The 25,891-nt window shown below is 50.4% G+C and carries 27 protein-coding genes and 1 tRNA gene; 20 read left to right on the top strand and 8 right to left on the bottom strand.

All coding sequences use genetic code 11. The features are described 5' to 3' along the window. Nucleotides 1–176 precede the first annotated feature (176 nt). On the bottom strand, nucleotides 177–1,067 hold the full coding sequence (locus PXY01_RS05225; protein WP_127567972.1) for a transposase: 891 nt from the start codon (nucleotides 1,065–1,067) through the stop codon (nucleotides 177–179). 247 nt (nucleotides 1,068–1,314) lie between these two features. Here PXY01_RS05225 and PXY01_RS05220 point away from each other — a divergent pair, with 247 nt between their 5' ends. The 3 genes from PXY01_RS05220 (at nucleotide 1,315) to PXY01_RS05210 (ending at nucleotide 4,970) form a co-directional block, all read left to right on the top strand. Then, entirely contained in the window at nucleotides 1,315–2,283 is a 969-nt protein-coding gene (locus PXY01_RS05220; protein WP_373864274.1) for a bile acid:sodium symporter family protein, read from the top strand. Between the two features lie 29 nt (nucleotides 2,284–2,312). Beyond that, nucleotides 2,313–4,142, top strand: coding sequence for a two-component system histidine kinase PnpS (pnpS, locus tag PXY01_RS05215; RefSeq protein ID WP_127568096.1), 1,830 nt, complete (start codon nucleotides 2,313–2,315; stop codon nucleotides 4,140–4,142). A 105-nt stretch (nucleotides 4,143–4,247) separates the two neighbouring features. Further along, the gene (locus tag PXY01_RS05210; protein ID WP_127567970.1) at nucleotides 4,248–4,970 is read left to right on the top strand and encodes a response regulator transcription factor; all 723 of its coding nucleotides are present in this window, start codon (nucleotides 4,248–4,250) and stop codon (nucleotides 4,968–4,970) included. A gap of 83 nt (nucleotides 4,971–5,053) precedes the next feature. Here the strand turns inward: PXY01_RS05210 and PXY01_RS05205 are convergent, their stop codons facing one another. The 5 genes from PXY01_RS05205 to PXY01_RS05185 all read right to left on the bottom strand — a co-directional run bounded on the left by PXY01_RS05205 (nucleotide 5,054) and on the right by PXY01_RS05185 (nucleotide 9,863). Continuing rightward, nucleotides 5,054–5,923 carry an AraC family transcriptional regulator gene (locus PXY01_RS05205; protein ID WP_127567968.1) on the bottom strand — a complete coding sequence of 290 codons (870 nt, stop codon included), beginning with the start codon at nucleotides 5,921–5,923 and terminating at the stop codon, nucleotides 5,054–5,056. Nucleotides 5,924–6,074: 151 nt separating this feature from the next. After that, nucleotides 6,075–7,325 carry a peptidase T gene (pepT, locus tag PXY01_RS05200; RefSeq protein WP_127567966.1) on the bottom strand — a complete coding sequence of 417 codons (1,251 nt, stop codon included), beginning with the start codon at nucleotides 7,323–7,325 and terminating at the stop codon, nucleotides 6,075–6,077. 143 nt (nucleotides 7,326–7,468) lie between these two features. Then, entirely contained in the window at nucleotides 7,469–7,639 is a 171-nt protein-coding gene (locus tag PXY01_RS05195; protein ID WP_127567964.1) for a type II toxin-antitoxin system antitoxin, read from the bottom strand. A gap of 11 nt (nucleotides 7,640–7,650) precedes the next feature. Further along, entirely contained in the window at nucleotides 7,651–8,523 is an 873-nt protein-coding gene (locus tag PXY01_RS05190; protein ID WP_127567962.1) for an SPFH domain-containing protein, read from the bottom strand. Between the two features lie 161 nt (nucleotides 8,524–8,684). After that, complete coding sequence (locus tag PXY01_RS05185; protein ID WP_127567960.1) at nucleotides 8,685–9,863, bottom strand: M20 family metallopeptidase; 1,179 nt, start codon at nucleotides 9,861–9,863, stop codon at nucleotides 8,685–8,687. A 169-nt stretch (nucleotides 9,864–10,032) separates the two neighbouring features. On the opposite strand from PXY01_RS05185, the gene PXY01_RS05180 reads away from it, so the two are divergent. From PXY01_RS05180 to PXY01_RS05170, 3 genes are read left to right on the top strand one after another with little or no spacing between them, the layout of a single operon-like run. Continuing rightward, the gene (locus tag PXY01_RS05180; RefSeq protein WP_127567958.1) at nucleotides 10,033–10,824 is read left to right on the top strand and encodes an ABC transporter substrate-binding protein; all 792 of its coding nucleotides are present in this window, start codon (nucleotides 10,033–10,035) and stop codon (nucleotides 10,822–10,824) included. Between the two features lie 12 nt (nucleotides 10,825–10,836). After that, complete coding sequence (locus tag PXY01_RS05175; protein ID WP_127567956.1) at nucleotides 10,837–11,484, top strand: amino acid ABC transporter permease; 648 nt, start codon at nucleotides 10,837–10,839, stop codon at nucleotides 11,482–11,484. Further along, the gene (locus tag PXY01_RS05170) at nucleotides 11,481–12,203 is read left to right on the top strand and encodes an amino acid ABC transporter ATP-binding protein (protein ID WP_127567954.1); all 723 of its coding nucleotides are present in this window, start codon (nucleotides 11,481–11,483) and stop codon (nucleotides 12,201–12,203) included. The genes PXY01_RS05175 and PXY01_RS05170 overlap by 4 nt, the downstream gene beginning before the upstream one ends. Nucleotides 12,204–12,324: 121 nt before the next feature. Here the strand turns inward: PXY01_RS05170 and PXY01_RS05165 are convergent, their stop codons facing one another. Continuing rightward, nucleotides 12,325–12,537, bottom strand: coding sequence for a DUF6254 family protein (locus PXY01_RS05165; protein WP_127567952.1), 213 nt, complete (start codon nucleotides 12,535–12,537; stop codon nucleotides 12,325–12,327). A gap of 300 nt (nucleotides 12,538–12,837) precedes the next feature. On the opposite strand from PXY01_RS05165, the gene PXY01_RS05160 reads away from it, so the two are divergent. The 10 genes from PXY01_RS05160 to PXY01_RS05115 all read left to right on the top strand — a co-directional run bounded on the left by PXY01_RS05160 (nucleotide 12,838) and on the right by PXY01_RS05115 (nucleotide 22,633). Further along, nucleotides 12,838–13,827 carry a PstS family phosphate ABC transporter substrate-binding protein gene (locus tag PXY01_RS05160; RefSeq protein WP_127568094.1) on the top strand — a complete coding sequence of 330 codons (990 nt, stop codon included), beginning with the start codon at nucleotides 12,838–12,840 and terminating at the stop codon, nucleotides 13,825–13,827. Between the two features lie 87 nt (nucleotides 13,828–13,914). Continuing rightward, on the top strand, nucleotides 13,915–14,805 hold the full coding sequence (gene pstC, locus PXY01_RS05155; protein ID WP_246027809.1) for a phosphate ABC transporter permease subunit PstC: 891 nt from the start codon (nucleotides 13,915–13,917) through the stop codon (nucleotides 14,803–14,805). Nucleotide 14,806: 1 nt separating this feature from the next. Continuing rightward, nucleotides 14,807–15,757 carry a phosphate ABC transporter permease PstA gene (gene pstA, locus PXY01_RS05150; protein WP_127567950.1) on the top strand — a complete coding sequence of 317 codons (951 nt, stop codon included), beginning with the start codon at nucleotides 14,807–14,809 and terminating at the stop codon, nucleotides 15,755–15,757. 67 nt (nucleotides 15,758–15,824) lie between these two features. Beyond that, on the top strand, nucleotides 15,825–16,595 hold the full coding sequence (pstB, locus tag PXY01_RS05145) for a phosphate ABC transporter ATP-binding protein PstB (RefSeq protein WP_127567949.1): 771 nt from the start codon (nucleotides 15,825–15,827) through the stop codon (nucleotides 16,593–16,595). Nucleotides 16,596–16,601: 6 nt separating this feature from the next. Further along, nucleotides 16,602–16,823, top strand: a complete 222-nt coding sequence (locus PXY01_RS05140) for a PhoU domain-containing protein (RefSeq protein ID WP_127567947.1) — start codon at nucleotides 16,602–16,604, stop codon at nucleotides 16,821–16,823. A gap of 164 nt (nucleotides 16,824–16,987) precedes the next feature. Beyond that, nucleotides 16,988–19,645 carry a DNA polymerase I gene (gene polA, locus PXY01_RS05135; protein WP_127567945.1) on the top strand — a complete coding sequence of 886 codons (2,658 nt, stop codon included), beginning with the start codon at nucleotides 16,988–16,990 and terminating at the stop codon, nucleotides 19,643–19,645. A gap of 59 nt (nucleotides 19,646–19,704) precedes the next feature. After that, nucleotides 19,705–20,601 carry a DNA-formamidopyrimidine glycosylase gene (gene mutM / locus PXY01_RS05130; protein WP_127567943.1) on the top strand — a complete coding sequence of 299 codons (897 nt, stop codon included), beginning with the start codon at nucleotides 19,705–19,707 and terminating at the stop codon, nucleotides 20,599–20,601. A gap of 106 nt (nucleotides 20,602–20,707) precedes the next feature. Next, a complete protein-coding gene (ytaF, locus tag PXY01_RS05125; protein WP_127567941.1) occupies nucleotides 20,708–21,412 on the top strand; it encodes a sporulation membrane protein YtaF in 705 nt (234 codons plus the stop codon). A 24-nt stretch (nucleotides 21,413–21,436) separates the two neighbouring features. Next, nucleotides 21,437–22,042: a dephospho-CoA kinase gene (gene coaE / locus PXY01_RS05120; RefSeq protein ID WP_127567939.1), complete on the top strand. Its 606-nt coding sequence runs from the start codon at nucleotides 21,437–21,439 to the stop codon at nucleotides 22,040–22,042. Between the two features lie 3 nt (nucleotides 22,043–22,045). Next, nucleotides 22,046–22,633: a lytic transglycosylase domain-containing protein gene (locus PXY01_RS05115; protein WP_127567937.1), complete on the top strand. Its 588-nt coding sequence runs from the start codon at nucleotides 22,046–22,048 to the stop codon at nucleotides 22,631–22,633. A gap of 68 nt (nucleotides 22,634–22,701) precedes the next feature. Here PXY01_RS05115 and PXY01_RS05110 read toward each other — a convergent pair whose 3' ends face one another. Continuing rightward, nucleotides 22,702–22,914, bottom strand: coding sequence for an alpha/beta-type small acid-soluble spore protein (locus tag PXY01_RS05110; RefSeq protein WP_127567935.1), 213 nt, complete (start codon nucleotides 22,912–22,914; stop codon nucleotides 22,702–22,704). Between the two features lie 130 nt (nucleotides 22,915–23,044). On the opposite strand from PXY01_RS05110, the gene nrdR reads away from it, so the two are divergent. The 4 genes from nrdR (at nucleotide 23,045) to fliD (ending at nucleotide 25,722) form a co-directional block, all read left to right on the top strand. Continuing rightward, the gene (gene nrdR / locus PXY01_RS05105) at nucleotides 23,045–23,545 is read left to right on the top strand and encodes a transcriptional regulator NrdR (RefSeq protein ID WP_127567933.1); all 501 of its coding nucleotides are present in this window, start codon (nucleotides 23,045–23,047) and stop codon (nucleotides 23,543–23,545) included. 70 nt (nucleotides 23,546–23,615) lie between these two features. Next, nucleotides 23,616–23,691 (top strand) — tRNA-Ala (locus tag PXY01_RS05100). 294 nt (nucleotides 23,692–23,985) lie between these two features. Beyond that, nucleotides 23,986–24,390: a hypothetical protein gene (locus PXY01_RS05095; RefSeq protein ID WP_127567931.1), complete on the top strand. Its 405-nt coding sequence runs from the start codon at nucleotides 23,986–23,988 to the stop codon at nucleotides 24,388–24,390. Between the two features lie 63 nt (nucleotides 24,391–24,453). Next, nucleotides 24,454–25,722, top strand: coding sequence for a flagellar filament capping protein FliD (gene fliD / locus PXY01_RS05090; RefSeq protein WP_127567929.1), 1,269 nt, complete (start codon nucleotides 24,454–24,456; stop codon nucleotides 25,720–25,722). The last annotated feature ends 169 nt before the right edge of the window (nucleotides 25,723–25,891 follow it).

Here is a 25,891-nt window from a genome sequence, read left to right as displayed (position 1 = left end):
AAGTGCACGGCATGAATTGATGGGCTAGAAATGTACGTTCGGATATTCGCTAGAAGCATACAGCCCAAAGTACACCGATGGGATATTCAAAAACCCAAACGACTGTGATTGCAAATGATAACCCGAGAATTTTATGTGTAAAAGATTGTAAAATACACCTTGACATCAAGTTTAATTCAAAGCACGAACAGGTGATATTTTGATGATAATGAACGACGGGTTGGGGCTTGCGGTGTACTGCAGCATAATTGCAAGACACGTGGGAGTATTGATTGATGATGCCGGAGTGAATTATATCGGAAGGTGTATTCATTAGCATAGGCTTGTAAATATTTGCGTCCTAGTCCATGAAACGTTGCGTTCACCCACTTGCTAAAGTCCGAGATGCAGCGCACAAGAGGACGAAAACGGGATCTATGCTGTCGGTATCGTACGGATTGTACATCGGTTGCGGCGCTAGAGACGTTCTGCTGAATGAATGCCTGCTCGGCATAATAAGAAATGTGACCACTGGGCTGAACTTGCTGCGGCTCAACAATGGTAAGGATTAGGTTAGTTACTTCATCCGATTCTTGTATCGAACCGCCTGCGAGCAGTGGATGCCGCTGTGGGTCCTTCTCTGTATAAGGGTTAAAAGGAGAACCGTATGCGCCGCCTTGTATACGGACAACCCCTTCGAGCAGAGGCTTGTGATCGGCTTGGTCAAGTGCATCACGAAGCTTATGCAGCATCAGCCAAGCTGTCTTATAAGTGACTTCAAGAATACGGCTTAGGCTCATGGCGCTGATGCTCTGTTCGGCAGTAGAGAATAGGAAGAAGGCCATAAACCATTTGCGCAGCGGTGTACGGCTGTTCTCCATGACCGTTCCTGTTGTGAGAGAATGCTGGCGATTGCAACGAGCGCATTCGAACAGCGGAAGTCGTCGTATCGTAATCGTGTATGCTCTGCTGTGAAGACATTGAGAGCAGCGAAAGCCGTTCGGCCATTTGATTTGAAACAACAGTGCGCAGCATATCTCTTCGCTGTAGAAATGATTCGAAAAAGACTCAAGATCGGGAAACAGCATGCCGGAGTCGTTCCTTTCATCGCGATGAGAATATATGTTCTGTGTCTATTATATCGAACATATGTTTTTATTTCAATATCTAATTCAAAAAAATGGAGATTATACACAAGTAAGCGTAAGCTTGTCCTGAGTAAAGGGGATAGTGAGCAAAAGAAAATATAAGCAGAGTTGGGTGCAGGAGGATTACTTATTTCTCGAGGACCTGAAATCGTAGTATACTGAACCGTATTAGCACCGAGAGGGGATAATGGAAGTGGCTTTTAATCGTTGGTTTGAGAAATGGATGTTTTTGCTCATCCCCGGATCGCTTGTTCTTGGGTATCTTTGTTCGTCGGCGCTGCGTCCTATGGTTGATGCTGTTCCATATTTGTTCGCATTTGTTACGTTGTCAATGGCGATCGGCTGCGGGCTCGGAGAGCTTCGGCAAGTCATTCGACGGCCTGGCATATTGGCGTGGACGTTCGTGCTTACGCACGTTGTCGCGCCGCTGGCTGCCTATTGTATTGGGACTGCATGGTTAGGAGCTGATTCACCATATGTCGTTGGGCTTGTATTATTCGCCATTATTCCGCTTGGGGTCTCGTCTGTGATGTGGGTCGGAATGTCAGGCGGCATTATCGCTTTGATGCTGGCACTTGTTGTCGTCGATTCCGCTTTAAGTCCGCTCGTTGTACCCGCTGGCATTCATCTGCTGTTCGGCACTGTCGTTGATATGAATACTAGTGGCATGATCCGTGATCTTGTGCTCATCATTGTAGCGCCTACCGTACTAGGCGTACTGCTGCACGAGCTATCGAAGGGCCGGATTAAAGGGATTGTTCAGCCTTATACGGCTCCGGTGTCCAAGCTTTGCTTCGTTGCCGTTGTCGCCCTAAATGCAGCCGCTATAGAGCCTTATGTGGATCAATTAAAGCATGATATGGTTCAGATCATTCCGCTCAGCGTGGTGCTCGTTGCTCTATGCTATGCGCTTGGCTTTTTTGGATCGATGCCTTATCGCAGCCGCGAGCTTCAGGTCACGCTTTCTTATGCTTCCGGTATGCGCAACATTTCACTCGGCCTTGTGCTAGCAATGGGATATTTTAATCCACTGTCAGCGGTACCGGTTGTGTTATCGATCCTCATTCAACAGCCGATGGCGACGCTGCATCATTATATTTTACAAAGAATTAACAAACGGAACACTGGTGCATCCGCTCCTATGCATGTACGATAAAATCGTATAGGAGATGATGATGTAGAGTGATGAACCATTTTCGCACCCGATTGACTCTTATTATGATCGGTATCATAGGGCTATCTGTATTAGCTTCCGGATTAATTATGGCTCAGATGTTTAAGAGTAAGCATATTCAAGAGTTAGAGAACAGCATGATCCGTGAAATTGCAATTATTTCCAGTGTAATGGACTGGAAGTCGGCGAACGAGGGCATGACAGAGCAATTTGATTATTATACGGAAACGGCGAAAAATCTTAGTCGCGATGCGGATGCACGAGTCACCTTCATTCGCAGCGATGGCGTCGTGCTTGGCGATTCTAATCACGATCCGAGAACGATGGATAACCATCTGCAGCGCGAAGAAATACAAAAAGCGCTGACTGCTGGGACGGGCTATGTTATCCGACTGAGCGATACAATAAATACGAACATGCTGTATGTAGCCAGAACGGTTCAAGCCGGCCAAGAGCAGTATATTATTCGGCTTGCCGTTAGTCTTGCGAACGTCGATCAGGGCATCCGTGATTTATGGACGGCACTTATTGTTTGGCTGATTGTTCTTTTCCTGATCGGCGCAATCGTCAGCTTCCGGTTTGCCCAAGGAATGACGCGCCCGCTTAACCGGATTACGGAGGCTGCGAAGCGAATTCAGCATATGGACTACCAAGCAAGGGTCCGTGTTGCGAAGCAGGATGAGATCGGCGAGCTGGGAGAGGCGATCAATGCAATGGCGGAAAGTTTGCAGGAGCAAATGGAACAAATCCGCCGGAACGAAAGTCAGCTCGAGAGCGTGCTGGACAACATGATCAACGGAATTGTTATGATCGATAGGTCAGGTCGTATTGTGTTGATTAGTCGAAGAGCCGAAGAGATACTTGGCTTCTCATCGAGAGAGCTGGTGGGCCGTCATTATACGGATGCGAAGCAGCAGCATGAGCTGACTCAGCTCGTTCGTGAAGCATTCGAAAAACAAGCGTATATTCACGATGAGATGACGTTTTATTACCCGGGAGAGCGGCTGTTGGAGCTCAATATTGTTCCAGTTATGCAGGATCAGGATGAATTTACCGGTGTACTGCTTGTCCTGCAGGACGTATCTGAGATCCGCCGATTAGAGCGGATGAGAAGCGAATTTGTCGCGAACGTGTCCCATGAACTGAAGACGCCGGTAGCGGCCGTTAAAGGGTTCGCAGAGACACTGCTTAGCGGCGCGGTTAAGGAGGAAGAGACGGCACGCTCGTTCTTGCAAATCATATATGATGAAAGCGAGCGGCTCAACCGTCTTATTGGCGACATTCTAGAGCTGTCCAAAATAGAATCACGTCGTGTGCCGCTCTTGTTCTCGCCTGTTGAGATGGTTTCTTTCGCCGCCAAGACGCTGCAGCTGCTCGAGGCGGAGGCAGCACGCAAATCGATCCAGCTTAAGCTGGAGGCTGATGGTGATGTTTATGTAGAAGCGGATGAGGATCGGCTGCAGCAAATTATTGTGAATCTGCTTGCCAATGGCATTAACTATACACCAGATGGCGGGAAGGTTACGCTTATTGTTGAACCGGTATGGCCCGATTCATACCGCTCAGCTGCACATTTTGAAGAGAAAACACACGATGATTACGATCGAATACGTATTCTTATCAAGGATACGGGGATTGGCATACCTAAAAAAGATTTGCCGCGAATTTTTGAACGGTTCTACCGGGTCGATAAGGCGCGGTCGCGCAGTTCAGGCGGAACGGGCCTAGGCCTGTCGATCGTGAAGCATCTCGTTGAGCTGCATAACGGAACTATAGCTGTGGACAGCGAAGTAGGCGTTGGCACGACGTTTGTGATAGAGCTGCCTGTTATTCATCCCTGAACGATGCAAGAAAAGGGTTGACCGAGGTTAACGAGGCCATGCTACAATAGCTGTAATGAATGCGCAGATTGTCGCTTGTCGGCGATAACCGAATTGGAGGTATCCATGTCGCATAAGGTGCTAGTCATCGAAGACGAACCGACACTAGCCCGACTACTATCGTACAACTTGACGCAAGAGGGCTATGAGACGACGGTCATTGATCATGGCGGAGAGGGATTGCAGACTGCACTTCAGCTAAGCTTCGATCTGATTATTCTGGATATTATGCTGCCAGGTATCAATGGCTTTGAGATTCTGTCGAGGCTGCGGCAGAACGGTGTCCGTACACCGATCATCATTCTGACTGCGCGTAATGCCGAAGAAGAGGTCGTCCAAGGCTTGAAGCTTGGGGCAGACGATTATATTACGAAGCCATTCGGAGTAGCTGAATTGCTAGCGCGCGTATCTGCAGTGCTTCGACGTACACAACAGAATGACAGCATTCCGGCTGTTGATTCGAGCGAGAGGGTCATTATGGCTGGCGATCTCGCGATTTATCCGGAGAAGTACGAGGTGCTGCTGAACGGGGAGACGGTTCCGCTTCGGCCTAAGGAATTCGAGGTGCTGCTGTATCTTGTGCAGCGGCCAGGTACGGTCGTAACTCGTGACGACTTAATGAATATTGTGTGGGGCTTTGATTTTATCGGTGGTCAGCGGACGGTGGACGTACACGTCAGCTCGCTTCGCAAGAAGCTCGAGCTCGGGCAGCAGTCGGTGCAAATTGAATCCATACGAGGTGTCGGCTATAAGCTGGTGCTTCCTAAGAAGATCGGTTCCTTCAAGTGAGAGAGGCAGGACACGATCATATAACACGAAGCAGGGGGCTCATATTTATTGAGCCCCCTGCTTTGGTTACGTACATTACCCCTCTAATTGCGACCCCATGCCAGCATTCTTTTTTGGAATTCCTTCGGTGAACAGTCGTTGTATTTGCGGAACATTTTGTAGAAATGAGCCATGTTCGGCATGCCGATCCGCTCCCCGACCTCCGAAATGCTCAAATCCTTCGTAAGCAGTATCCGCTCTGCCCACTTAATCTTGCGGTAGTTGACATATTCTGTAAACGATAAACCGATAGACTTTTTGAAAAATTTTACGAAATAGTAATAGCTCATGTTAGCCAGCTTGCATACTTCTTCGACTTGAATTCGCTCCGTCAGATGATTCTCAACGAAGGTGAGCACAGGCCGGAGTCTCATTCGGTCAAAGTCGTCCTGTCCGCTGAGCACCTCTTTACTGTCATTGCGGATAATGATGAGCAGCAGCTGCTTAATGAGCATGCTGACAGCGAGCTCGTATCCAATCCGTTTGTCAGTTGCTTCGCGAAGAAGCGACCGAATACAGGCTGCAGCCTCGCGCCGAAGCAGAGGATTATCTTGAAAAATGTAGTTGGCTCTACTCAGCGGATTCGCCGTCTCAGCAAAAAAGCGCATGAACGGGATCGTACTGCTGTCAAAAAACTGTTCTAAGTCAAATTGGAGCACAATATAGTTAAGAGGTACACCGAAGCTTCTGTCCCGATGAAGCTGCGATGACCCAATCAGCGCGATATCGCCGGCCTCCAGCCGGTATCGTTCCTCCTGTACATCAACGTCCAAGCCGCCTTCATTTACGAGAAGAACTTCCACCTCGCGATGGTAATGCCAATCGATATAGGCATCGTGATGGCGTGTCGCCGAATAGATTTTTAATGACAAAAGAGGGTTCTCATATGCGACCTTCTCGTTCAATATTTCCAATGTACGTACCCCCGAATGACAAAATCTTAATCAATATAATAAGTGCTGCAGTATGCTAAGTCTAGTATAGAGCAGATAACTTAAGCACAAAAGCCGTTTACGAAGGTCGGTTAAGACTGACCTTCGTAAACGGCTTTCTTATTGTTGTAAGTTAAGCTCCATTGTGGCTGCGCGAGCGCTGCTCGAACAGCTTGATGATCTCAATAATAACATTCGTCGCACGGATCATATTGTCGACCGACACATATTCGTACTTGCCGTGATAGTTCTCGCCACCAGTGAAAATGTTCGGTGTTGGCAGCCCCATATACGACAGCTGAGAGCCGTCTGTACCGCCGCGAACAGGGATGATGACTGGCTCGATGCCGAGATTGCGCATCGCCTGACGAGCAAGCTCGACGATATGGAAGACCGGTTCGATTTTATCTCGCATGTTATAGTATTGATCTTTCAGCTCTAGCTCGATTTTGGCTGTACGATAGGTTTGCCGCAGCTCATCGACGATTTGTTCTATATATGCTTTACGTGCTTCGAACTTCCCTTTGTCGTGGTCGCGAATAATGTAGAGGAGCTGTGTACGCTCAACCGTTCCTTGGAACGAAATTAGATGGTAGAAGCCTTCATAGTCTTCGGTATGCTCAGGTGCTTCTTGTACAGGCAGCCTGCTGTGCAGCTCCATCGCGATTTTCGAGGAGTGAACCATCTTGCCCTTGGCGGTTCCGGGATGAACATTGCTGCCTTGGATGGTGATCCGGGCTTGCGCTGCATTAAAGCTTTCGAACTGCAGCTCGCCTAGCGGTCCGCCGTCAACCGTATAAGCGTATTTCGCCCCGAATGCAGCGACGTCGAACCTGTGCGGCCCTCGACCGATCTCCTCGTCGGGAGTGAAGGCAACGCGTACTTTGCCATGCTTGATCTCCGGATGGTGGATTAGGTAGTCCATTGCGGTCATAATTTCGGCGATGCCTGCTTTATCGTCGGCGCCTAGAAGCGTCGTGCCGTCGGTCGTAATGAGCGTATGCCCTATGTATCCTGATAGTTCAGGAAATTCTTGCGGCGAGAGTACGACGTTGAGGGACTCGTTAAGCATGATGTCGCCGCCGTCGTACTTGTCGACGATCTGTGGTTTGACATTCGCTCCGGTGAAATCAGTCGCTGTATCAATGTGGGCGAGAAAGCCGATTGTGTCAATGGGGATATCCGTGTTGGCGGGCAGCGTCGCCATCACATAGCCGTTCTCGTCAACGGTTACTTCCGTCATGCCAATCTCTTTTAGTTCGTCGACTAGCTGGCGGGCGAGTGTCCATTGCCCAGGCGTCGTAGGACAGGTATCGCTGTCGTCGTTAGATTGAGTATCGACGGTTACATAAGAAGTGAAGCGCCGGATGATATCGTTTTTCATAGTTAGGCCTCCGTTTATGTCTTTAGTTCGATTTTATCATGAAGAGGGCAAGGAATACGAATCGTGTATGACAAAGGGCCCTCCCATCGTCACGTCATTAGACCATGACTTCAAGGATGACCCTTAATCCGAAGTATTCGAAATTATTCTGGTGGCTTAGATGGCTTTAACCGCCCTGCTTTTGACAGCGCCTCGCGCAGTAGAAATTCGATATGCGAGTTAACGCTGCGGAATTCGTCTCCAGCCCATCGTTCAAGCGCGCGGTACAGCTCCGGATCGAGACGGAGCGGAAATGCTTTCTTCTCTTTGGCCACATTCGTGTCCTCTAGCTGTACAATGAGCCTGCGTTAATGACTGGAGTAGCCGCGCGATCGGAGACGATCGACACCATGAGGTTGTTCACCATCGCGGCGCGCCGCTCGGAGTCGAGCTCGATTCCGTTCGCCTCCAGCTGCTTCAGTGCAGAGTCAACCATACCGACGGCTCCTTCGACGATTTGCTGGCGGGCGGCGACAATCGCGATTGCTTGCTGCCGCTGCAGCATGGCGCTTGCGATTTCTGGAGCGTAGGCCAGATGGGTCAGGCGTGTCTCGATCAATTCCACACCTGCAACGTCGAGACGCGCCTGAAGCTCACGCATCAGTTCGGCCGCGACTTCGTCTGAATTACCGCGAAGCGACGCTGTAGGCTGCGGTCCAAATGAGTCGTACGGATATTGTGCTGCGATATGACGGATAGCCGTTTCACTTTGAATGGCGACGAACTTCTCATAATTGTCGACGTCAAAGCTTGCTTTGGCAGTGTCTGTTACTTTAAATACGACGACTGCGCCGATCTCGATTGGATTACCTTCAAGGTCGTTGACCTTCAGCGTCTGGCTGTTGAAGTTGCGTACTTTGAGCGATACTTTCGATTTGTTGGAGAATGGAACTACCATCCACAAGCCGCTTTCACGCACTGTGCCTTTGTAGGAACCGAAGAATGTAATGACCTTCGCTTCGTTCGGCTGAACGATGAGAAGGGAGGAAACCGCGATAATGAAAACAACGAGCAGTACGATACCAAGAATGATTAGTGAGACATTCGGCTCGACTTCATTGGCACCGAAAATAATGAGCGCAACGCCGCCTGCGAACGATACAAGCGATAACAGCAGCGCCAAGTATCCATTCATATACCAGCCTTTAAACTCTTTCATCAAGTAAGCACTCTCCTTTATTAGCCATGATATGTGACGTGAATCATTTTGATATTTTTATGATATCACTTTTACAGAAACGTGCAATAGGTTGGCGGCAAAAGAAAAGACGCCTAAGCGAATTGCTTGGCGTCTTGCCTGCCTCAGCAGGGTGAAGTTTACTATCGGTTGGACCTGCTGCGCTCGAACTCGTCGCGTATTTGACGGAGCAGCTCAGGATCGGCGCATACATCGTAGGCTGTAGCGGCAAGCGTTGCAGCGCCGAATAAGAGACCCTCCATCGCGCGGGGCAGCATTGCAGCATCGCGAAATTCGATTGTATGAAGCTGGAACGGCTCATCCACAACTTGAACATATGGATGAATGGCCGGACAGCGAGTCGAGACGTTGCCTAGATCGAGCGAGCCGTTATCTTTGCCCGATTTGATCTCCTCGGGGCGTACTCCGCCCTCGATCAGATTGGCGGTGAACAGACGCGACAGCGTCTCGTTCGTCCGAAGCTCATCATAGGAGTATTCATACGCATTGGTCTTCAAGGTGCAGCCGGTTTGTAAGGCGGCACCTTCCGCACATTTTATCGCGCGCTGCGTCAGCTCGTTCGTGTATGCCCGGTCAGCTGAACGGAAATAAAATTTGGCAGATGCATAGTCTGGGATTATGTTCGGCGCTTGGCCGCCTGCATCGATAATGCCGTGTATCCGTGCATCGCTTCGGACCTGCTGGCGCATCGCATTGAGGGCATTAAACAGCAGAATGACCGCATCAAGTGCATTGATGCCGTCGTGCGGGTTAGCGGCTGCATGCGCGGCTCGACCGTAAAATTCAAACTGCATCGCGTCCATTGCAAGCGATTCGCCGGACTTCTCGTACGAATGATACGGGTGGGCCATCAGCGCGAATGAGCAATCATCGAACAAGCCTTCTTGTGCCATCGTTACTTTAGCGCCTTTCGTTTCTTCAGCAGGTGTGCCATATACGCGGATCGAGCCGCCCGTCTCATGAATAACCGATTTCAGGGCGACAGCGGCAGCTACGCTCATTACGCCGATAATGTGATGGCCGCAAGCATGCCCGATTTCTGGGAGAGCGTCGTATTCGCACAGAAAAGCGGCGACAGGTCCAGGCTTGCCGGAATCATACGTTCCGATGAATGCGGTTGGAATGCCGAGAGTTCCTCGTTCAACGGTAAAGCCGTGCTTCTCCAATTCGTCTGCAAGCAAAGTAGAAGAACGGAATTCTTCATGTCCGAGCTCTGGATGGGCACCAATATCGAGTGACATCTCGATCCATCGCTCAGCGTGCTTTTGAATCGTGTCATGAATTTTTAATTTGGTTGTCATGTTGAAAGTGTCTCCTTTTTGGCGGATGAAATACGACATTCCTGTAAACGATAAGTACGAAAATATTGGATATATGTCGCTTTGTGTCGAAAACTAGTTGTTTTTGTCGAATGTTGTCATTATAATTGAAAAGTTGCTGTCATGATACATCTAGAGGAGTGATTACATCATGAAAAAATGGTTAACTGTGCTGCTGATAACAATATTGGCAGTATCACTTGCCGCATGCGGCAAAAGCGAAAGCAAGCTGGATACGATTAAGAAGAACGGCAAAATCGTGCTTGGCACAAGCGCTGACTACCCACCGTATGAATTTCATAATTTGGCCGGCGGCAAAGATGAAATTGCAGGCTTCGATATAGCGATCGCGAAGCGGGTTGCAGAAGAGCTGGGCGTTCAGCTCGAAATCCAAGATATGAAGTTTGATGGTCTTCTGCTTGCGCTGAACTCGGACAAGGTAGACTTCGTTATTTCCGGCATGACGCCGACACCGGAGCGCGCGAAAAATGTGGATTTTACTAACATTTATTATACTGCGGAGCAAGGGGTTCTCGTCAAAAAAGAAGCCGTAGGTTCATATCAATCGTTCGACGATCTGAAAGGGAAGAGACTTGGTGTTCAAAAGGGCACCATTCAGGAAGGCATCGCCAAAGAAGTCGAGGGTGCAAAAATTACTTCGTTGTCCAAAATCAGCGAGCTTGTTATGGAACTAGCGAGCGGTCGCGTGGACGCGGTGATCGCAGAGAAGCCAGTGGCGGAGCAGTATGCAAAGAATCGGAATGATATCACGGTTGCGAATGTTGTTGTGCCTGGCGATGAAGAGGGCGGATCTGCCATTGCTGTTAAGAAAAACAACAAGCCGCTTGTTGATGAATTGAACAGAGTACTGGATGAACTGAAGCAGGATGGTTCGCTGGACCAATATATCATTGAAGCAAATGAGCTTGTAAGCGGCGAATAGAGGGAGCGAAGGATGGATTTTTCGTTCATTTCGGAATATTGGCCGCAATTTACGCGCGGCGCATGGATGACGCTGCAGCTGTCGTTCTTCGGCGTTCTATTCGGTACGGTGCTCGGCATCGTCATCGCGCTGCTTCGGATCTCGAAGCCCTTTATTGTTCGATTCCTTGCATCGGTATACATCGAAATCATTCGAGGTACGCCGATGCTCGTTCAGATTGTCATTATTTATTACGGACTTACCAATTTCGGTATTAATTTGCCAGGCTTTACATCTGGTGTTATTGCGTTGTCGCTTAATAGCGCTGCCTACATGGCAGAGGTATTTCGCGCAGGCATTGACGCAATCGACAAAGGGCAGAATGAGGCAGCCCGCTCGCTCGGCATGACTCACGGAATGACGATGCGCCACATCATATTGCCGCAGGCATTTCGGAATATGCTGCCGGCGATCGGTAATGAATTTATCGTCATTATTAAAGATTCGTCGCTCGTTTCGACGATTGGCATTGCGGAGCTGATGTATCGGACAGGGACGGTTACCTCCATTACGTACCTGTCTCTTGAGCCTCTGCTCGTTGCCGCAGCCGTTTACTTCGTGATGACCTTTACGCTGTCGAAGCTGCTTGGCGCGTTCGAAAGGAAGCTGAAGACGCAATGATTAACGTTCGGGGATTACGCAAATCATACGGCAAGCATGAAATCCTAAAAGGTATTGATACCGATATTCGCAAAGGCGAGGTCGTTGTAGTCATCGGACCAAGCGGCTCGGGTAAAAGCACGTTTCTGCGCTGTTTGAATCGGCTTGAGGAGCCGAGCGCCGGCGAAATTTTGTTCGAGGGCAAGCCGGTCACCGGCCGTCAAAGCGATCTGAATGCCATTCGTCAGAAGATGGGCATGGTGTTTCAGCAGTTTAATTTGTTTCCGCACATGACGGTATTGGACAACTTGACGCTGGCGCCTCGCAAGCTGAAGAAGCAGGCCCGCGAGAAATCGGAAGCGATTGCGCTGTCGCTGCTCGCATCTGTAGGTCTCGCCGACAAGCGTGACGCTTACCCGGCGCGCCTGTCCGGCGGTCAGAAGCAGCGCATCGCCATCGCGCGAGCGCTTGCGATGCAGCCTAGCGTGATGCTGTTCGACGAGCCGACTTCAGCGCTCGATCCGGAGATGGTGGGCGAGGTGCTCGACGTGATGAAGAAGCTTGCGGCGGACGGGATGACAATGGTCATCGTAACGCATGAGATGGGCTTCGCCCGAGAGGTGGGTGACCGCGTCCTGTTCATGGACGGCGGAATGATCGTCGAGGAAGGCACGCCTAAGGAAGTGTTCGAGAATCCTCGCGAAGAGCGTACGAAGTCGTTTTTGAGCAAGGTGCTGTAAGATACCGTAAAATGTATTGGAAGAGGCTGTTCTGCTAAATTAGCGGAACAGCCTTTCGCTGTTTTAGGACAAGATGTCCAGATGAGTTCGCGTATCTTGTACAAAGCTGATGAGTGAACGGTTAAATGGACTCTCCCTCGGAGGAGCTAGGCGCGCTTGGCCCTTTGGCATTAGCTAATGAGGCCGATCGTCTTGCTGCACTGCCATCACCTTGCGATAGTGTTCCGGGCTCCTCGGCAAGTTCGGCGAACGATTTGACTCGGCCATGAGTCGGATATTGGTTATGCTTGCGCTGGTGCCAGGCATTGATGCGGCGATTTTTCGAAGTGGTCATCGTTGATCGCTCCTTCCGCTCGTTAGTATCCCTGTGACGGCTGCTGCCGCTCTTCTAGCATCGGCAAGATCGTTCAAAATCATGTGCTACGAGGGGCGGGTAATCGTTAGAAATGCACGTTAACACAATTCGAACGAAACGTCATTTAATTAACACGCAGTTAACATTGGGGCAATATATGATTTACATTCTGCTCGTATAGTTGGAACTATGAAGGACGTGCTGCGATCGACAGCATAAAAAAACATAAAGCAGGGATGAGGAGTGGTTAGTTTGGTTAAAATCAAAAATTTTAAAGGGATGGTCGTTTTAATCATACTGATGATGACCGTCATACTGTCAGCTTGCGGCAGCAACGATAAAGAAGCAAGCTCGACGGATCATGAGCCGGCGAAGGAGCAGAGCGAAACGACTGTAACTGGTGAGGCCGAGGGGAATGAAAACGCGGCTGTCGCGCTTTCAGGTACGATCGAGATCGACGGCTCCAGTACGGTATATCCGTTGACGGAAGCTGCAGCTGAAGAGTTCGGCAAGCTGAATAAGGACGTTCGCGTTACGGTCGGCGTATCCGGAACGGGCGGTGGATTCAAGCGGTTCTGTGCTGGCGAACTGGCTGTCAGCGATGCATCGCGCCCGATCAAGGAGGAAGAAGCGCAAGCGTGCCAAGACAATGGCATCGAATATACGGATCTTCAAATCGCTTATGATGGTCTGTCGGTCGTCGTTAGCCAAGACAACGACTTTATCGATCATCTGACGATTGAAGAGTTGAACAACATTTTCGTCACAGGATCTACGGTTAAGACCTGGGCAGATGTTCGCGCTGGATGGCCAGCGGAAGAAATCAAAATGTACTCGCCAGGCGCAGATTCCGGTACGTACGACTATTTCAACGAAGAGGTGCTGGGGAAGAAAGGCATTCGCAACGATACGCAAATCTCGTTCAGTGAAGATGACAACTCCCTTGTACAAGGCGTGGAGGGCAGCAAATTTGCAATTGGCTACTTTGGATTCGCTTACTACGAAGAGAACGCCGACAAACTGAAAGTCATTCCAATCGACGCAGGCAAGGGTGCCATTACGCCAACGGTTGAGACGATTAAGGATGGCACATATGCACCGCTGTCCCGTCCGTTGTACATCTACTTGAACAAGAAAGAACTGGAGCGTCCTGAAGTAAGTGCGTTCGCGGACTACTACATCAATAATATCGGCGGCATGGCAAGCGAAGTCGGTTATGTGCCGATGCCGGAGGAGAAATATGCGGAAGAAGCGGCGAAGCTGCGGTAATTGCAAAAGTTAGGAGATAACAACATGCGAGACGATGCTGTGTCAATGCCGAATTCACAGCGGTTAAGTGTTGTGAAACGGGGGGCGATGTTCAAAAACGAGAAATCTCATCTCACGAATCGAATGATGCCTATCGTGCTTTTTCTATGTGCGGCAGTGTCGATTCTAACGACGATCTGCATCGTCTTAACGCTGATCGGTGAAACGTTCAACTTCTTTAAGCAAATTCCGTTTGTTGATTTTATTACGGGAATCAAATGGTCGCCGCTTATAGAGCCTAGAAGCTTTGGCATATGGCCGCTTATTGGTGGTACGCTGCTGATTACTGTAATCGCTTGTCTCGTAGCCGTTCCGCTAGGACTGGCAAGCGCGATTTATTTAAGTGAGTATGCTCACCCAACAGTACGCCGAGTCGTAAAGCCAATTCTTGAGGTGCTGGCCGGTGTTCCGACGATCGTCTACGGCTACTTCGCCTTGAGCTTCGTGACGCCTGTCATTCGCTCGCTGTTCTCCGAAGCCGGTGTGTTCAACGCACTGAGCGCCGGCATTGTGGTCGGTATAATGATTATTCCAATGGTGTGCTCTTTAAGCGAGGATGCGATGACGGCTGTGCCGCGCAGCTTGCGCGACGGCGCGTATGCTTTAGGCGCAACTCGATTCGAGGTCGCGCTCAAAATCGTCGTACCGGCAGCATTCTCGGGCATTGTCGCATCGGCCGTGCTGGCCTTCTCCCGTGCAATTGGCGAGACGATGATCGTTACGGTCGCGGCAGGCTCTACACCGAAGCTGACGGGTAACCCGCTCGAAAGTATTCAGACGATGACTGCTTATATTGTGCAAGTAAGCCTTGGCGACACGCCTCATGGCAGTGTGGAATACGGAACGATCTTTGCCGTAGGCATGACGCTGTTCGTCATTACCTTTCTGCTTAATATCTTTGCCCAGTATGTGGCAAGACGGTTCAGGGAGGAGTATTAAGATGAACAACGTTAATGCGAACGTAAATAGGAGCACGAAAGTGACCAAGAAGCAAGACGAGGCGCTGGTTAGAACAAAAGGTATCTTCGAGGACGCAAATCGCAAGCAAATCGCAGCCCGCCGCCGGATCGACTGGCTGCTCTGTTTATTGTTTCTGATCGCAACGTCGATTGGCGTCATAGCGCTGATGGCGCTCTTGATTGATATCGTAATGGAGGGTATTACCCGGGTGCAGCCGGAGCTGTTTAACCATTTCCCGTCTCGCCGTGCGAGCGAGGCAGGCATGAAGTCGGCTATTGTCGGTTCACTCTATATGCTGCTTATTATGGCTCCGCTCTCCTTCTTGTTTGGCGTCGGCGCTGCAATCTATCTGGAAGAGTACGCAGGGAAAAATTGGCTCACCCGCATTATTCAACTTAACATTAGTACGCTGGCAGGCGTACCCTCGATCGTCTACGGCATTCTCGGTTTAACGTTATTCGTCCGTGATCTGCATTTGGGGCGCAGCCTGCTGGCTGGTGCATTCACGATGACGCTGCTCGTGCTGCCGATTATTATCGTCTCGGCTCAGGAAGCGATCAGGGCCGTCCCGAAGTCGCGCCGCGACGCATCGTTCGCCCTCGGCGCGACCAAATGGCAGACGGTATCCCGTTCGGTGCTCCCGTCGTCGATTTCTGGCATTTTAACCGGCGTTATCCTGGCCATGTCGCGGGCGATAGGCGAGACAGCTCCGCTCGTCATGATTGGAGCACTGACATTTGTCGCTTTTCTGCCGGAAGGTCCGATGGATTCGTTCACGGTTATGCCAATACAAATTTATAACTGGGTGTCCCGTCCTCAAGCATCGTTCCAAGAGCTTGCTGCCGCTGGAATTATCGTGCTGCTCATAATGCTGTTGTTGATGAATTTCTCGGCTATTCTGCTTCGTAATAAATATAACAAGCATATTTAATGGAACAACAATTTGATTACGTGGCCCCGATTGGAGTTCCAATTACATTCCTTGCGGAGGTCGAGTAATGCAAACTGCGACGATGACAGCTTTAATTGAAATCAATCGACTGAACCTATATTACGACACCCTTCACGCTCTTAAGAACGTATCACTTCGAATTCCGGAGAAAGCGGTAACAGCGTTTATCGGACCGTCGGGCTGCGGTAAATCGACGCTGCTTCGGACGCTGAACCGGATGAATGATATGATCCCTGGCACTCGCATCGAGGGAGAAATTATAATCTCGGGCACCGACATATATTCCCGTGAAGTAGACGTCGAGACGCTGCGCAAAAAGGTTGGCATGGTGTTTCAGCAGCCAAACCCATTTCCGAAGTCGATCTATGACAACATTGCTTACGGCCCTCGGCTTCACGGCATCCGCGACCGGAAGACGCTTGACGGAATCGTTGAGATGAGCCTCCGTTCCGCCGTACTGTGGGATGAAGTGAAGGATCATTTGAAGCGGTCTGCGTTCAGCTTGTCCGGCGGTCAGCAGCAGCGCCTATGTATTGCCAGAGCGCTCGCTGTGAACCCGGATATTCTGCTCATGGATGAAGCGACTTCGGCGCTCGATCCAATCTCGACGCTCAAGATTGAGGAGTTGGTGCAAGATTTGAAGAGCCGCTATACGATCGTTATGGTTACGCACAATATGCACCAAGCGGCACGTATATCAGACCAAACGGTGTTTTTCCTGAACGGTGAAGTCGTAGAATATGACGAGACGGAAAAGCTGTTCTCGAACCCTTCCGACAAGAGGACGGAAGATTATATTAGCGGCCGGTTCGGCTAAGGGAGAGTGAAGCGGATTAATGACTCCGCGCCAACAAAGGTCGATGCCCTCTATAAGCAAATTTGGCGTGAGCTATTCTCGCTCATGCTGGAAGATCGCAAACGATTTCACAGTCGATGCAGCTTAGCTTCGTTGCTCGATTTTCTCGAACGGATCGCCGATCACGCGACGAACATTGGCGAGAGCGTCGTTTACCTTGTAACGGGCAGACGACCGGATCTGAACTAATCGATATGACTGGATACAACACGCCGTGGGAACGACGTCCACGGCGTGTTTTTTTCTTTTCTCTCCGTCCTCGTCTCATCGGGCATAGGCTGGCCTTTTTATGGTATGATAGTTAGCAGTCAAGGCACGCAGTAACACTTTGAAAATGCAGGAGAGATGCCCCAATGGATAAGTGGATTTTGATCGACGGCAATAGCATTGCCAACCGGGCTTTCTACGCCATGCCGCTGCTTACGAATACAAGTGGATTACATACAAATGCTGTATTTGGTTTCACAACGATGCTGCTGAAGCTGCTGGAGGAGGAGAAACCGACTCATATGCTCGTAGCATTCGATGCGGGCAAGGTGACGTTCCGCCATGAAGGCTACGGCGATTACAAAGGCGGGCGTCAGAAGACGCCGCCGGAGCTTTCAGAGCAATTCCCGCTTATTAAGGAGCTATTGCAGGCGTTCGGCATTAGTCAGTTTGAGCTTGCCGGCTATGAGGCGGATGATATTATCGGAACGCTGACGCGCATGGCGGACGAGCAGGGCGCCGAGACGCTGGTCGTTTCTGGAGATAAGGATATGCTGCAGCTCGCTTCGGATAAAGTAACGATCGCCATTACGCGTAAGGGCGTCAGCGAAATTGAACGCTACTCCCCTGCCGAAATTCAAGAGAAATATGGTCTTGTACCGAAGCAAATTATAGATCTGAAGGGTCTGATGGGTGATAGCTCCGACAACATTCCGGGAATTCCCGGCGTCGGCGAGAAGACAGCGCTGAAGCTGCTGCACGAGTATGGCTCAGTCGAAAGCGTGCTGGAGCACTCTGGTGAATTGAAGGGCAAGCTGAAGGAGAAGGTTGAGCAGCATAAAGATGAAGCTCTGATGAGTAAGAAGCTGGCGACGATATTCCGGGAAGTGCCGCTTGATAAAGGGATATCCGACATGGCTTATACCGGCTATGAAAAGCCGGTGCTAGCGGAGGCATTCCGCAAGCTCGAGTTTAAGTCACTGCTGGAGCGGCTTGAGCTTACCGGAGAAGTATCGGAGGGGGCAGCCGAAGCAGCGGAGCTTCGCGTCATCTCGGTCACGGCAAGCGACGAAGCTGCGTGCAGGCAGCTGGCGGACGGACTGGCTAATGCACAGAGCGTATATTTTGAAGTAATCGGAGACAATCCGCATCATAGTGAGATCGTTGTCATTGCGGTAACGACAGCGGATGCTGTCTATGTCGTGCCGTTCGAGGATGTGAAAGCCGAGCCGCTAAGCTTTGTACGCGATTGGCTGACCGCTGCAGACGCTGGCAAAGTTGGCTTCGATATGCATCGCAGCGAGCTGTCGCTTGCATGGCAGGACATTAAGCTCGGCGGCATCCAATTTGATGTGCAGCTGGCGGCTTATTTGCTCGATCCGACCGACTCGTCGCTGACGATTAGCGGGCTTTGCAGCAAATACGGCTTGCCGGGTGTTGCTTCTGACGAAGCCGTATACGGCAAGGGAGCGAAGTTCAAGCTGCCGGAGACGGAAGCGCTGCATGCTTTCGTTGCTTCGAAGGCGGATGCCGTTCGCCGCATTGCAGAGATTCAACGCGCGGAGCTGGAGAAGACCGGCATGCACAAGCTGTATTACGAGCTGGAGCAGCCGCTGTCCCGCGTGCTAGCGGGTATGGAGCTGCAGGGCATTAAGGCCGACGCAAGCGTCATCGAGCAGATTGGCGCAGAGCTTGAAGGCCGTATCGTGGAATTGAAGAACACGATCTATGAGCTGGCGGGCATGGAGTTTAATATCGGATCGCCGAAGCAGCTTGGTGAAGTGTTGTTCGAGAGGCTTGGATTACCGGCGAAGAAGAAGACGAAGACTGGCTATTCGACCGATGCAGACGTGCTCGAAGAGCTTGCCAAATATCACGACATTATTCCGTCGATTCTGATGTACCGTCAGCTGACCAAGCTTCAGTCGACTTATGTAGAAGGATTGCTCAAGGAAATACGTCCGAGCACGGGACATATTCATACGTACTATCGCCAGACGATCGCCGCTACAGGCCGTCTGAGCAGTCAATATCCGAATTTGCAGAACATCCCGATTCGTCTCGAGGAAGGCCGCAAAATTCGAAAGGCGTTCGTGCCGTCGCAGCCAGGCTGGTATATGCTTGCCGCTGACTACTCTCAGATCGAGCTTCGCGTGCTTGCACATATTTCCGGCGACAATGGACTTAAGGAAGCGTTTCTGCATGACATGGATATTCATACGAAGACAGCGTCTGACGTATTCGGTGTACCGCCGGAAATGGTAGATGCGAGCATGCGCCGCCAAGCGAAGGCGGTTAACTTCGGTATCGTGTACGGCATTAGCGACTTCGGTCTCTCGACGAACCTCGGCATTACGCGGAAGGAAGCGGCGCAGTTCATCGAGCAGTATTATGCGACGTTCAGCGGCGTACGCAAGTATATGGACGACATCGTGATGCAGGCACGGCAGGACGGATATGTGACGACGCTGCTGGAGCGGCGCCGTTATTTGCCGGAGATTAAAGCATCGAACTTCAACCTCCGCTCGTTCGCGGAACGGACCGCGATGAATACGCCGATCCAAGGAACGGCGGCTGATATTATTAAGCTGGCAATGGTGAAGATGGACGCCGAGCTGCGCGATAGACAGCTTAAAAGCCGCATGCTGCTTCAGGTGCATGACGAGCTCGTGTTCGAGGTGCCTGAGGATGAGCTGGAGACGATGAAGCAGCTCGTGCCATCAGTCATGGAAAATGCTATTAAGCTCGATGTGCCGCTCAAAGCGGACGTTAGTTACGGTGTCAATTGGTATGAGGCAAAATAACGCATGACAGCCCATCTAGGACCACTATGCGTTATAATAGGCGATGAGGTGAATCCATCATGCCTGAATTGCCAGAGGTAGAGACAGTCTGCCGTACACTTAACCAATTAGTCGCAGGCAAGACGATCGCCAGCGTATCGGTGAGCTTGCCGCGTATTATAAGAAGACCTGTCGAGCCCGAGATGTTCGCTGCCGCTTTAGCTGGACAGACGATTCAATCGGTGGAACGACGGGGGAAATTTATTCGTTTTGTTCTGGACGGCCTCATCCTTGTATCCCATCTTCGGATGGAAGGACGTTATGGTGTATACAAGAAGGACGAGCCGGTTGAGACGCATACGCATGTCGTGTTTCATTTTACCGATGATACAGAGCTTCGGTACAAGGATGTACGTCAGTTTGGAACGATGGATCTGTTCAAGCCAGGTGAGGAATGGACGATGCCACCGCTGAATAAGCTTGGATTAGAGCCGCTCGACGAGACGTTCACGTTGGAGGCGTTTCGTCATAGACTTGCTCAACGATCAACGAAGCTGAAGCCGTTGCTGCTTGATCAATCGTACATTGTCGGACTAGGTAACATTTATGTGGATGAAGCGCTGTTCCAAGCGCAGCTTCATCCGGAGCGCACAGCCGACTCGCTGAAGGCTGCGGAATGGAAAAGGCTGTATGATGCGATCCGCGATACACTTAGCCGTGCGGTACAAGCAGGCGGCTCGTCGATCAAATCCTATGTGAACGGTCAGGGCGAGATGGGGATGTTCCAGCATTCCCTGCTCGCTTATGGACGAGGCGGTGAGCCATGCACAGTGTGCGGCACATTGCTTGAGAAGTTTGTGCTTGGCGGCCGAGGCACGCATATTTGCCCGAAATGCCAGCCGAAGCCGAGAGGCGCTGCTGCGAAGAAGGCTGGAAGACAAGCAAGGCCTAAAGGTGTCTATCCAAAAATTCATTAAAGTAACACGTGATCGAATTCCCCGCATAAGATGGTCTATCGAACATAGGCGATTGTTCCCGCGCACGGTGCGCGGTTAACTGGTCGTCTGCGGGGAGGGACAACGGTTGTTCGCGCATTTGGCATCATTGCTGCTGCTGTCGTTCGCTGTCAGCTTAGACGGCTTCGGCGTCGGCGTAACGTATGGGCTGCGACGCATCCGAATACCTGTGCTGTCGATTGCGATCATTGCCTTGTGCTCAGGCATTATTATTTGGTTTTCTATGACAGTTGGCGGCTGGCTGACGACGTATTTATCGCCGGCTGTGGCGCGTATGATCGGCGCATTTATTCTTATTGCAATCGGCTGCTGGGCGCTCCTGCAATTAAGACGAAGCCGTGACAGCAAGCAGGATGAAGAAGCTTCCAGTGTGGAGGACAGGAAGCGTGCAGTAGCATTTGACGAAGTTCGGCATGAGCCATTAACGAATCGTACGCTCGTCAGTTTGGAAGTAAAGCAGCTGGGCATCGTGATCCAAATTTTACGTAAGCCGCAAGTAGCGGATGTGGACCGTTCCGGCAGTATTTCTTCATCGGAGGCTGTTCTGCTGGGAGTAGCGCTGTCGTTCGACGCATTCGGCGCAGGGCTGGGCGCAGCAATGATTGGTCTTCATTCGGCAACAACGGCGGCAGCAATTGCATTGTCGAGCGCTGTATTCCTGTTGGCCGGGCTTCGTGTAGGCTTCAAGTATGCCGGATGGCGAGGCATGCAGTCATTATCTGTTTTGCCGGGAATGTTACTTATTGTTATGGGAATTATAAAGCTGTTCTAAGTGCAGCATCGGAGGGGTATCGGTATGAGAATCGGGTTAACTGGAGGCATCGCCTGCGGCAAGAGCACCGTATCGGCTATGCTGGTCGAGCGAGGTGCTCGCCTTGTCGATGCCGACCAGGTGGCCAGGGAAGTCGTCCTTCCGGGTGAGCCGGCGCTCCGCGCCGTCGCGGAGCGGTTCGGACAAGCGGTACTGCACGAGGACGGTACGCTTAACCGGCAGGCGCTTGGTGCGATCGTGTTCGGTCAAGAGGATAAACGCAGCGAGCTGGAGGCCATCCTTCACCCGGCTATCCGGCAGCGCATGCGTGAGCAGATGGAGCGTTGGGAACGAGAGGATTCAGATGCTATTATTATTGCGGACATTCCACTTCTGTACGAGACGGGACAGCAAACGTCATACGAAGGCGTCATTGTCGTATATGTTCCGGTCGAGCTTCAGCGTGCTCGTCTTATGAGCCGCAACGGATTTACAGCAGAAGAGGCGGACAGCCGCATTCGTTCCCAGATGAATATTGAGCGCAAGCGGGAGCTGGCGGATTGGGTTATCGATAATAGCGGATCGATAGAGCAGACGCGAGAGCTCGTCGCGAGGCTTTGGGATGAACTCGGGCGATCGAGAAAGGGGTAACCTATGAGACGTTTGGCACGCCGAAGAGTGCTGATTTTGCTTATCGTCTTATTCGTTGCCTTCCTATTCGTGAAATCGGACTGGATGGCTCGCTGGATGTATCCGATCCATTATCAGGAAGACATACGTGCCAGCGCAAACCATTATAACTTGGACCCGCTGCTAATAGCAGCGGTAATCCGGGTGGAGACGAATTATTCGACGGGTAAGGAATCGAAGAAGGGTGCACTCGGACTGATGCAGATTATGCCGGACACAGCAAATTGGATTATTCAGCAGGCAGGGTTCGAGAATGTAACGGAAGAAGCACTTCGGCATCGTGCAGATGTTAGCATTCGAATTGGATCATGGTACTTGAGTAATCTACATAGACAGTTTGAAGGCAACCGGGTGGCAGCGGTTGCAGCTTATAATGCCGGCCCGGGTAATGTGAAGAAGTGGATGAACGGTAACGTGTGGGACGGCACGATCGAGAAGGTGAAGGATGTGCCGTTTGGCGAGACGCGGCACTATGTACAACGGGTTTTTTATTATTATAATAAATATAAGGACTTGTATCCCGATTTCGGCAATCATACGAATAAAGCTTGAGACAAGCCTGCGGCTCATGAGTGAGCCGGCAGGCTGTCTCAAGCTTTCTACCTGCTGCTTGTTACGCGTTAGACGCGGCCAGCAAGAGATTGCTCTGCGATTTGTACAAGCTTACGCGTGATGCTGCCTCCGATAGAGCCAGCTTCTTTCGTCGTCAGGTTGCCGTAGTAACCGTCTTGCGAAAGTGCGATACCAAGCTCCGAAGCAACTTCGTATTTCAGTTGGTCGAGAGCTGCAGACGCTTGAGGTACAACCAGTTGGTTACTGTTACCCTGTGCCATTGTCGTTCACCTCCTTGCGGTTGGTAACTGTATTATGTGTATTAATTTAAACTTCATTACAGGTAACAGATGGAATGTGCAGAAATAACGAAATAATTACGGTGCGAAAGCGTCTTGGAGGATTAGCCTAATGAGATGTCCATATTGTGATTATGCCGGCTCCAAGGTGCTCGATTCGAGGCCGGCTAACGAGAATAAGTCCATTCGCCGCAGACGTGAATGTGAGAGATGCAGCCGCAGATTTACGACGTTCGAGATGATTGAGGAAACACCGCTTATTGTCATTAAGAAGGACGGCAGCCGCGAGGAGTTCAGCCGGGAGAAGCTGCTCCGTGGTCTAATCCGCGCCTGCGAGAAGCGTCCGGTGCCCGCCGAACGGCTGGAGGTCGTCGTCTCCGAGGTTGAGAAGGAGCTGCGTACGACGGCTCACGCCGAGATCGAGAGCCGTGTTATCGGCGAGCTCGTGATGAAGCAGCTGTACCCGATCGACGAGGTTGCTTACGTCCGCTTCGCTTCTGTATATCGTCAATTCAAAGATATCGACATGTTCATGAAGGAACTGAACTCCCTGCTTTCCAAGAACACCATGACTGGAAGCACAGGGGCAGTGAACGAGCTCAAAAAGGATTGACACTCCGCGCCACTGCGTGGTAAGATCGATCCTGTCGCCGCCTTAATTTGGCAGGTCGACAAGCCGTCTCGGGGCCTTAGCTCAGCTGGGAGAGCGCATCGCTGGCAGCGATGAGGTCAGGGGTTCGATCCCCCTAGGCTCCACCAAACAACAATAACGAAGCACGCCATTCGTAGGCGTGCTTTTTTGCTGTTTGTTGGAGCCGATAAAGGGGGCGAACCCCGGGGTTCAGTCCGCATACCTCAGGAAATTTATTCTCAACTGCAAATTATTCAAACCGGAAATACCGACCGACTGACTAAATGCTCTCCCTCCCCCTATTGATCCTATGATACTAAGTCTAAATACCTAACTATGCATCGAGCTATGGAAAATTAATGTGTAAAATTACTAAACTGGTCAAATATTCATACCGATATAGTAAATTAGGAGGAGATTTCATGAATGTGAATTCTGTGCAGACGGTCGGCGGTTATATCAAAATGATGCAGCAAAACAACGATGCACGCGCTACAGTAGATCAATCGTCGCGTGTGTCATCGATTCGAAATCTGCTCTTGCAAGGCAAGAAGCTAAGCGTAAGTGAGATAGGCTATTTGCAGCGACATGATCCTGATTTACATAATCAAGCGATGCGCATCTCAATGGAGCGTCAAGCGTATGAGGACGCATTACAATCCAGTCGCAGTAAAGCGGATGCGAATTTTCTCAATAGCTATAAGCTGATGCAGATAGCCGGGGAACTAAAGCATGGTAACTCGGAGGAGCTGCTGATGCGTACGAACAGTATTCAAGATGCGCATCGCGAATTTGTTCGATCAAGTAAGTATGCCTCTCTGAGATGAGATCGATTAGCCAACTATGAATCATGATTCAATTATATAAATAACAGAATGGAGGAGTAAGGGATGGCATTATCCATTAATTCGAATAACTCCATTAATGCGATGAATCTTATCAATCCGGTAAGTAGAATGACGTCATTGGATTCCCAGATTTTTAACAGCCAGGGTATGAATACTTCTGTATACTCACAATTCACTCCCAAGAGCAATGTTTATGAGCAATTTATTAAGACAGCAGCTGTGGGAATTGCTAACTTTTTGAAGTCAGCGCAGAATGTTCAAGGCTCCGCACAACAATTGATGCAGAAGAATGATTCAGTATTTCAAGCGCGTACGGCTGTATCCTCAGACAGTAAGAAGATTACTGCAGCGGCATCGGCAGGAGCAACGAATAAAGCTTATGAAGTGAAAGTGGACTCCGTCGCCACTTCTCAGACGAACAGCGGGACATCGTTGTCGAAATCAGAGTCATCTGTTGTAAGCAAGGGATTAAATGAGTTCAATCTTACGATTGGCGGCAAGACGACGAAGATATCGGCTGTAATTTCTAATAACGATACGAACGAGCAAGCTTTAACAAAGCTGAAGAATGCGGTCAATGCGGCGAAGACGGGCGTAACCGCCAGTATTGTAACCGATGATAAGACAGGTGCGAAAAAGCTTGAGTTAAGCAGCGATAAAACCGGAACGGATCAGGCTTTCGAGGTTGAAGATGTTACCGGCAACGCGATGTCGGCTACCGGTGTAGTAAATGTAACGCAACAAGCTTCCAACGCGTCCTACACTGTGAATGGCGGCGCAGTTCAGACCTCGCAGTCGAACACGATCGAACTGGAGAAGGGAAAAGTTACGGCAACATTAATGGCTCAATCGACGGAAACGTTGAAAATTCAAGTCAAACCGGACGAGGACAAGATCATTGCGCAAGTTAAAGATCTGGTGTCGAGCTACAATACGATGCATGACCGCCTGAAGGAAGCGGGTGGGGTTATGAATTCATCTGTCCGCCGAAGCTTGGAATCAGTAGTCGATTCAGCTTCTTATGAGCGAATCGGTATTCACCGCAGCGGGGATGGTACACTCAAGCTGGACGAAAATCAACTAAAGAAAAGCTTAAGCTCCAATTTCGAGCAAACAGCGAAAGCGATTAGCGGCAGCAACGGTCTGGCTGACCGTTTGTCTTCCGCAGTAGAAAGGTACAATGAGGTTTCGGCAAGCAGTTTGCTCAACTCAAAGGCTCGCCAGGTGCAGCAATATGCGATGTATCAGTCTACAATGCAGTGGACGATGCCTACACAGACAAGCGGTTGGATCGTGAACTCGCTTTATTAGGTTCGATTAAGAATGATGAATAACAGAAGTCTCCTTGCTTAGCAGGGAGGCTTTTTTTTAGGGCATTCCTTTGTTAAATCCTTTGACCATTATCACTATGACTCAGGTAGAGCTGATTCTCGGTCCTCTAATAATTCGCTATTCAGCAGCTTATGGTAGGCTCCTGCGG

The sequence above is a fragment of the Paenibacillus xylaniclasticus genome, assembly GCF_004001065.1.
Taxonomy (GTDB): Bacteria; Bacillota; Bacilli; order Paenibacillales; family Paenibacillaceae; genus Paenibacillus_T; species Paenibacillus_T xylaniclasticus.
Note: the sequence above shows the minus strand (reverse complement) of the source record. Positions and strands in the feature narration are given on the sequence as shown.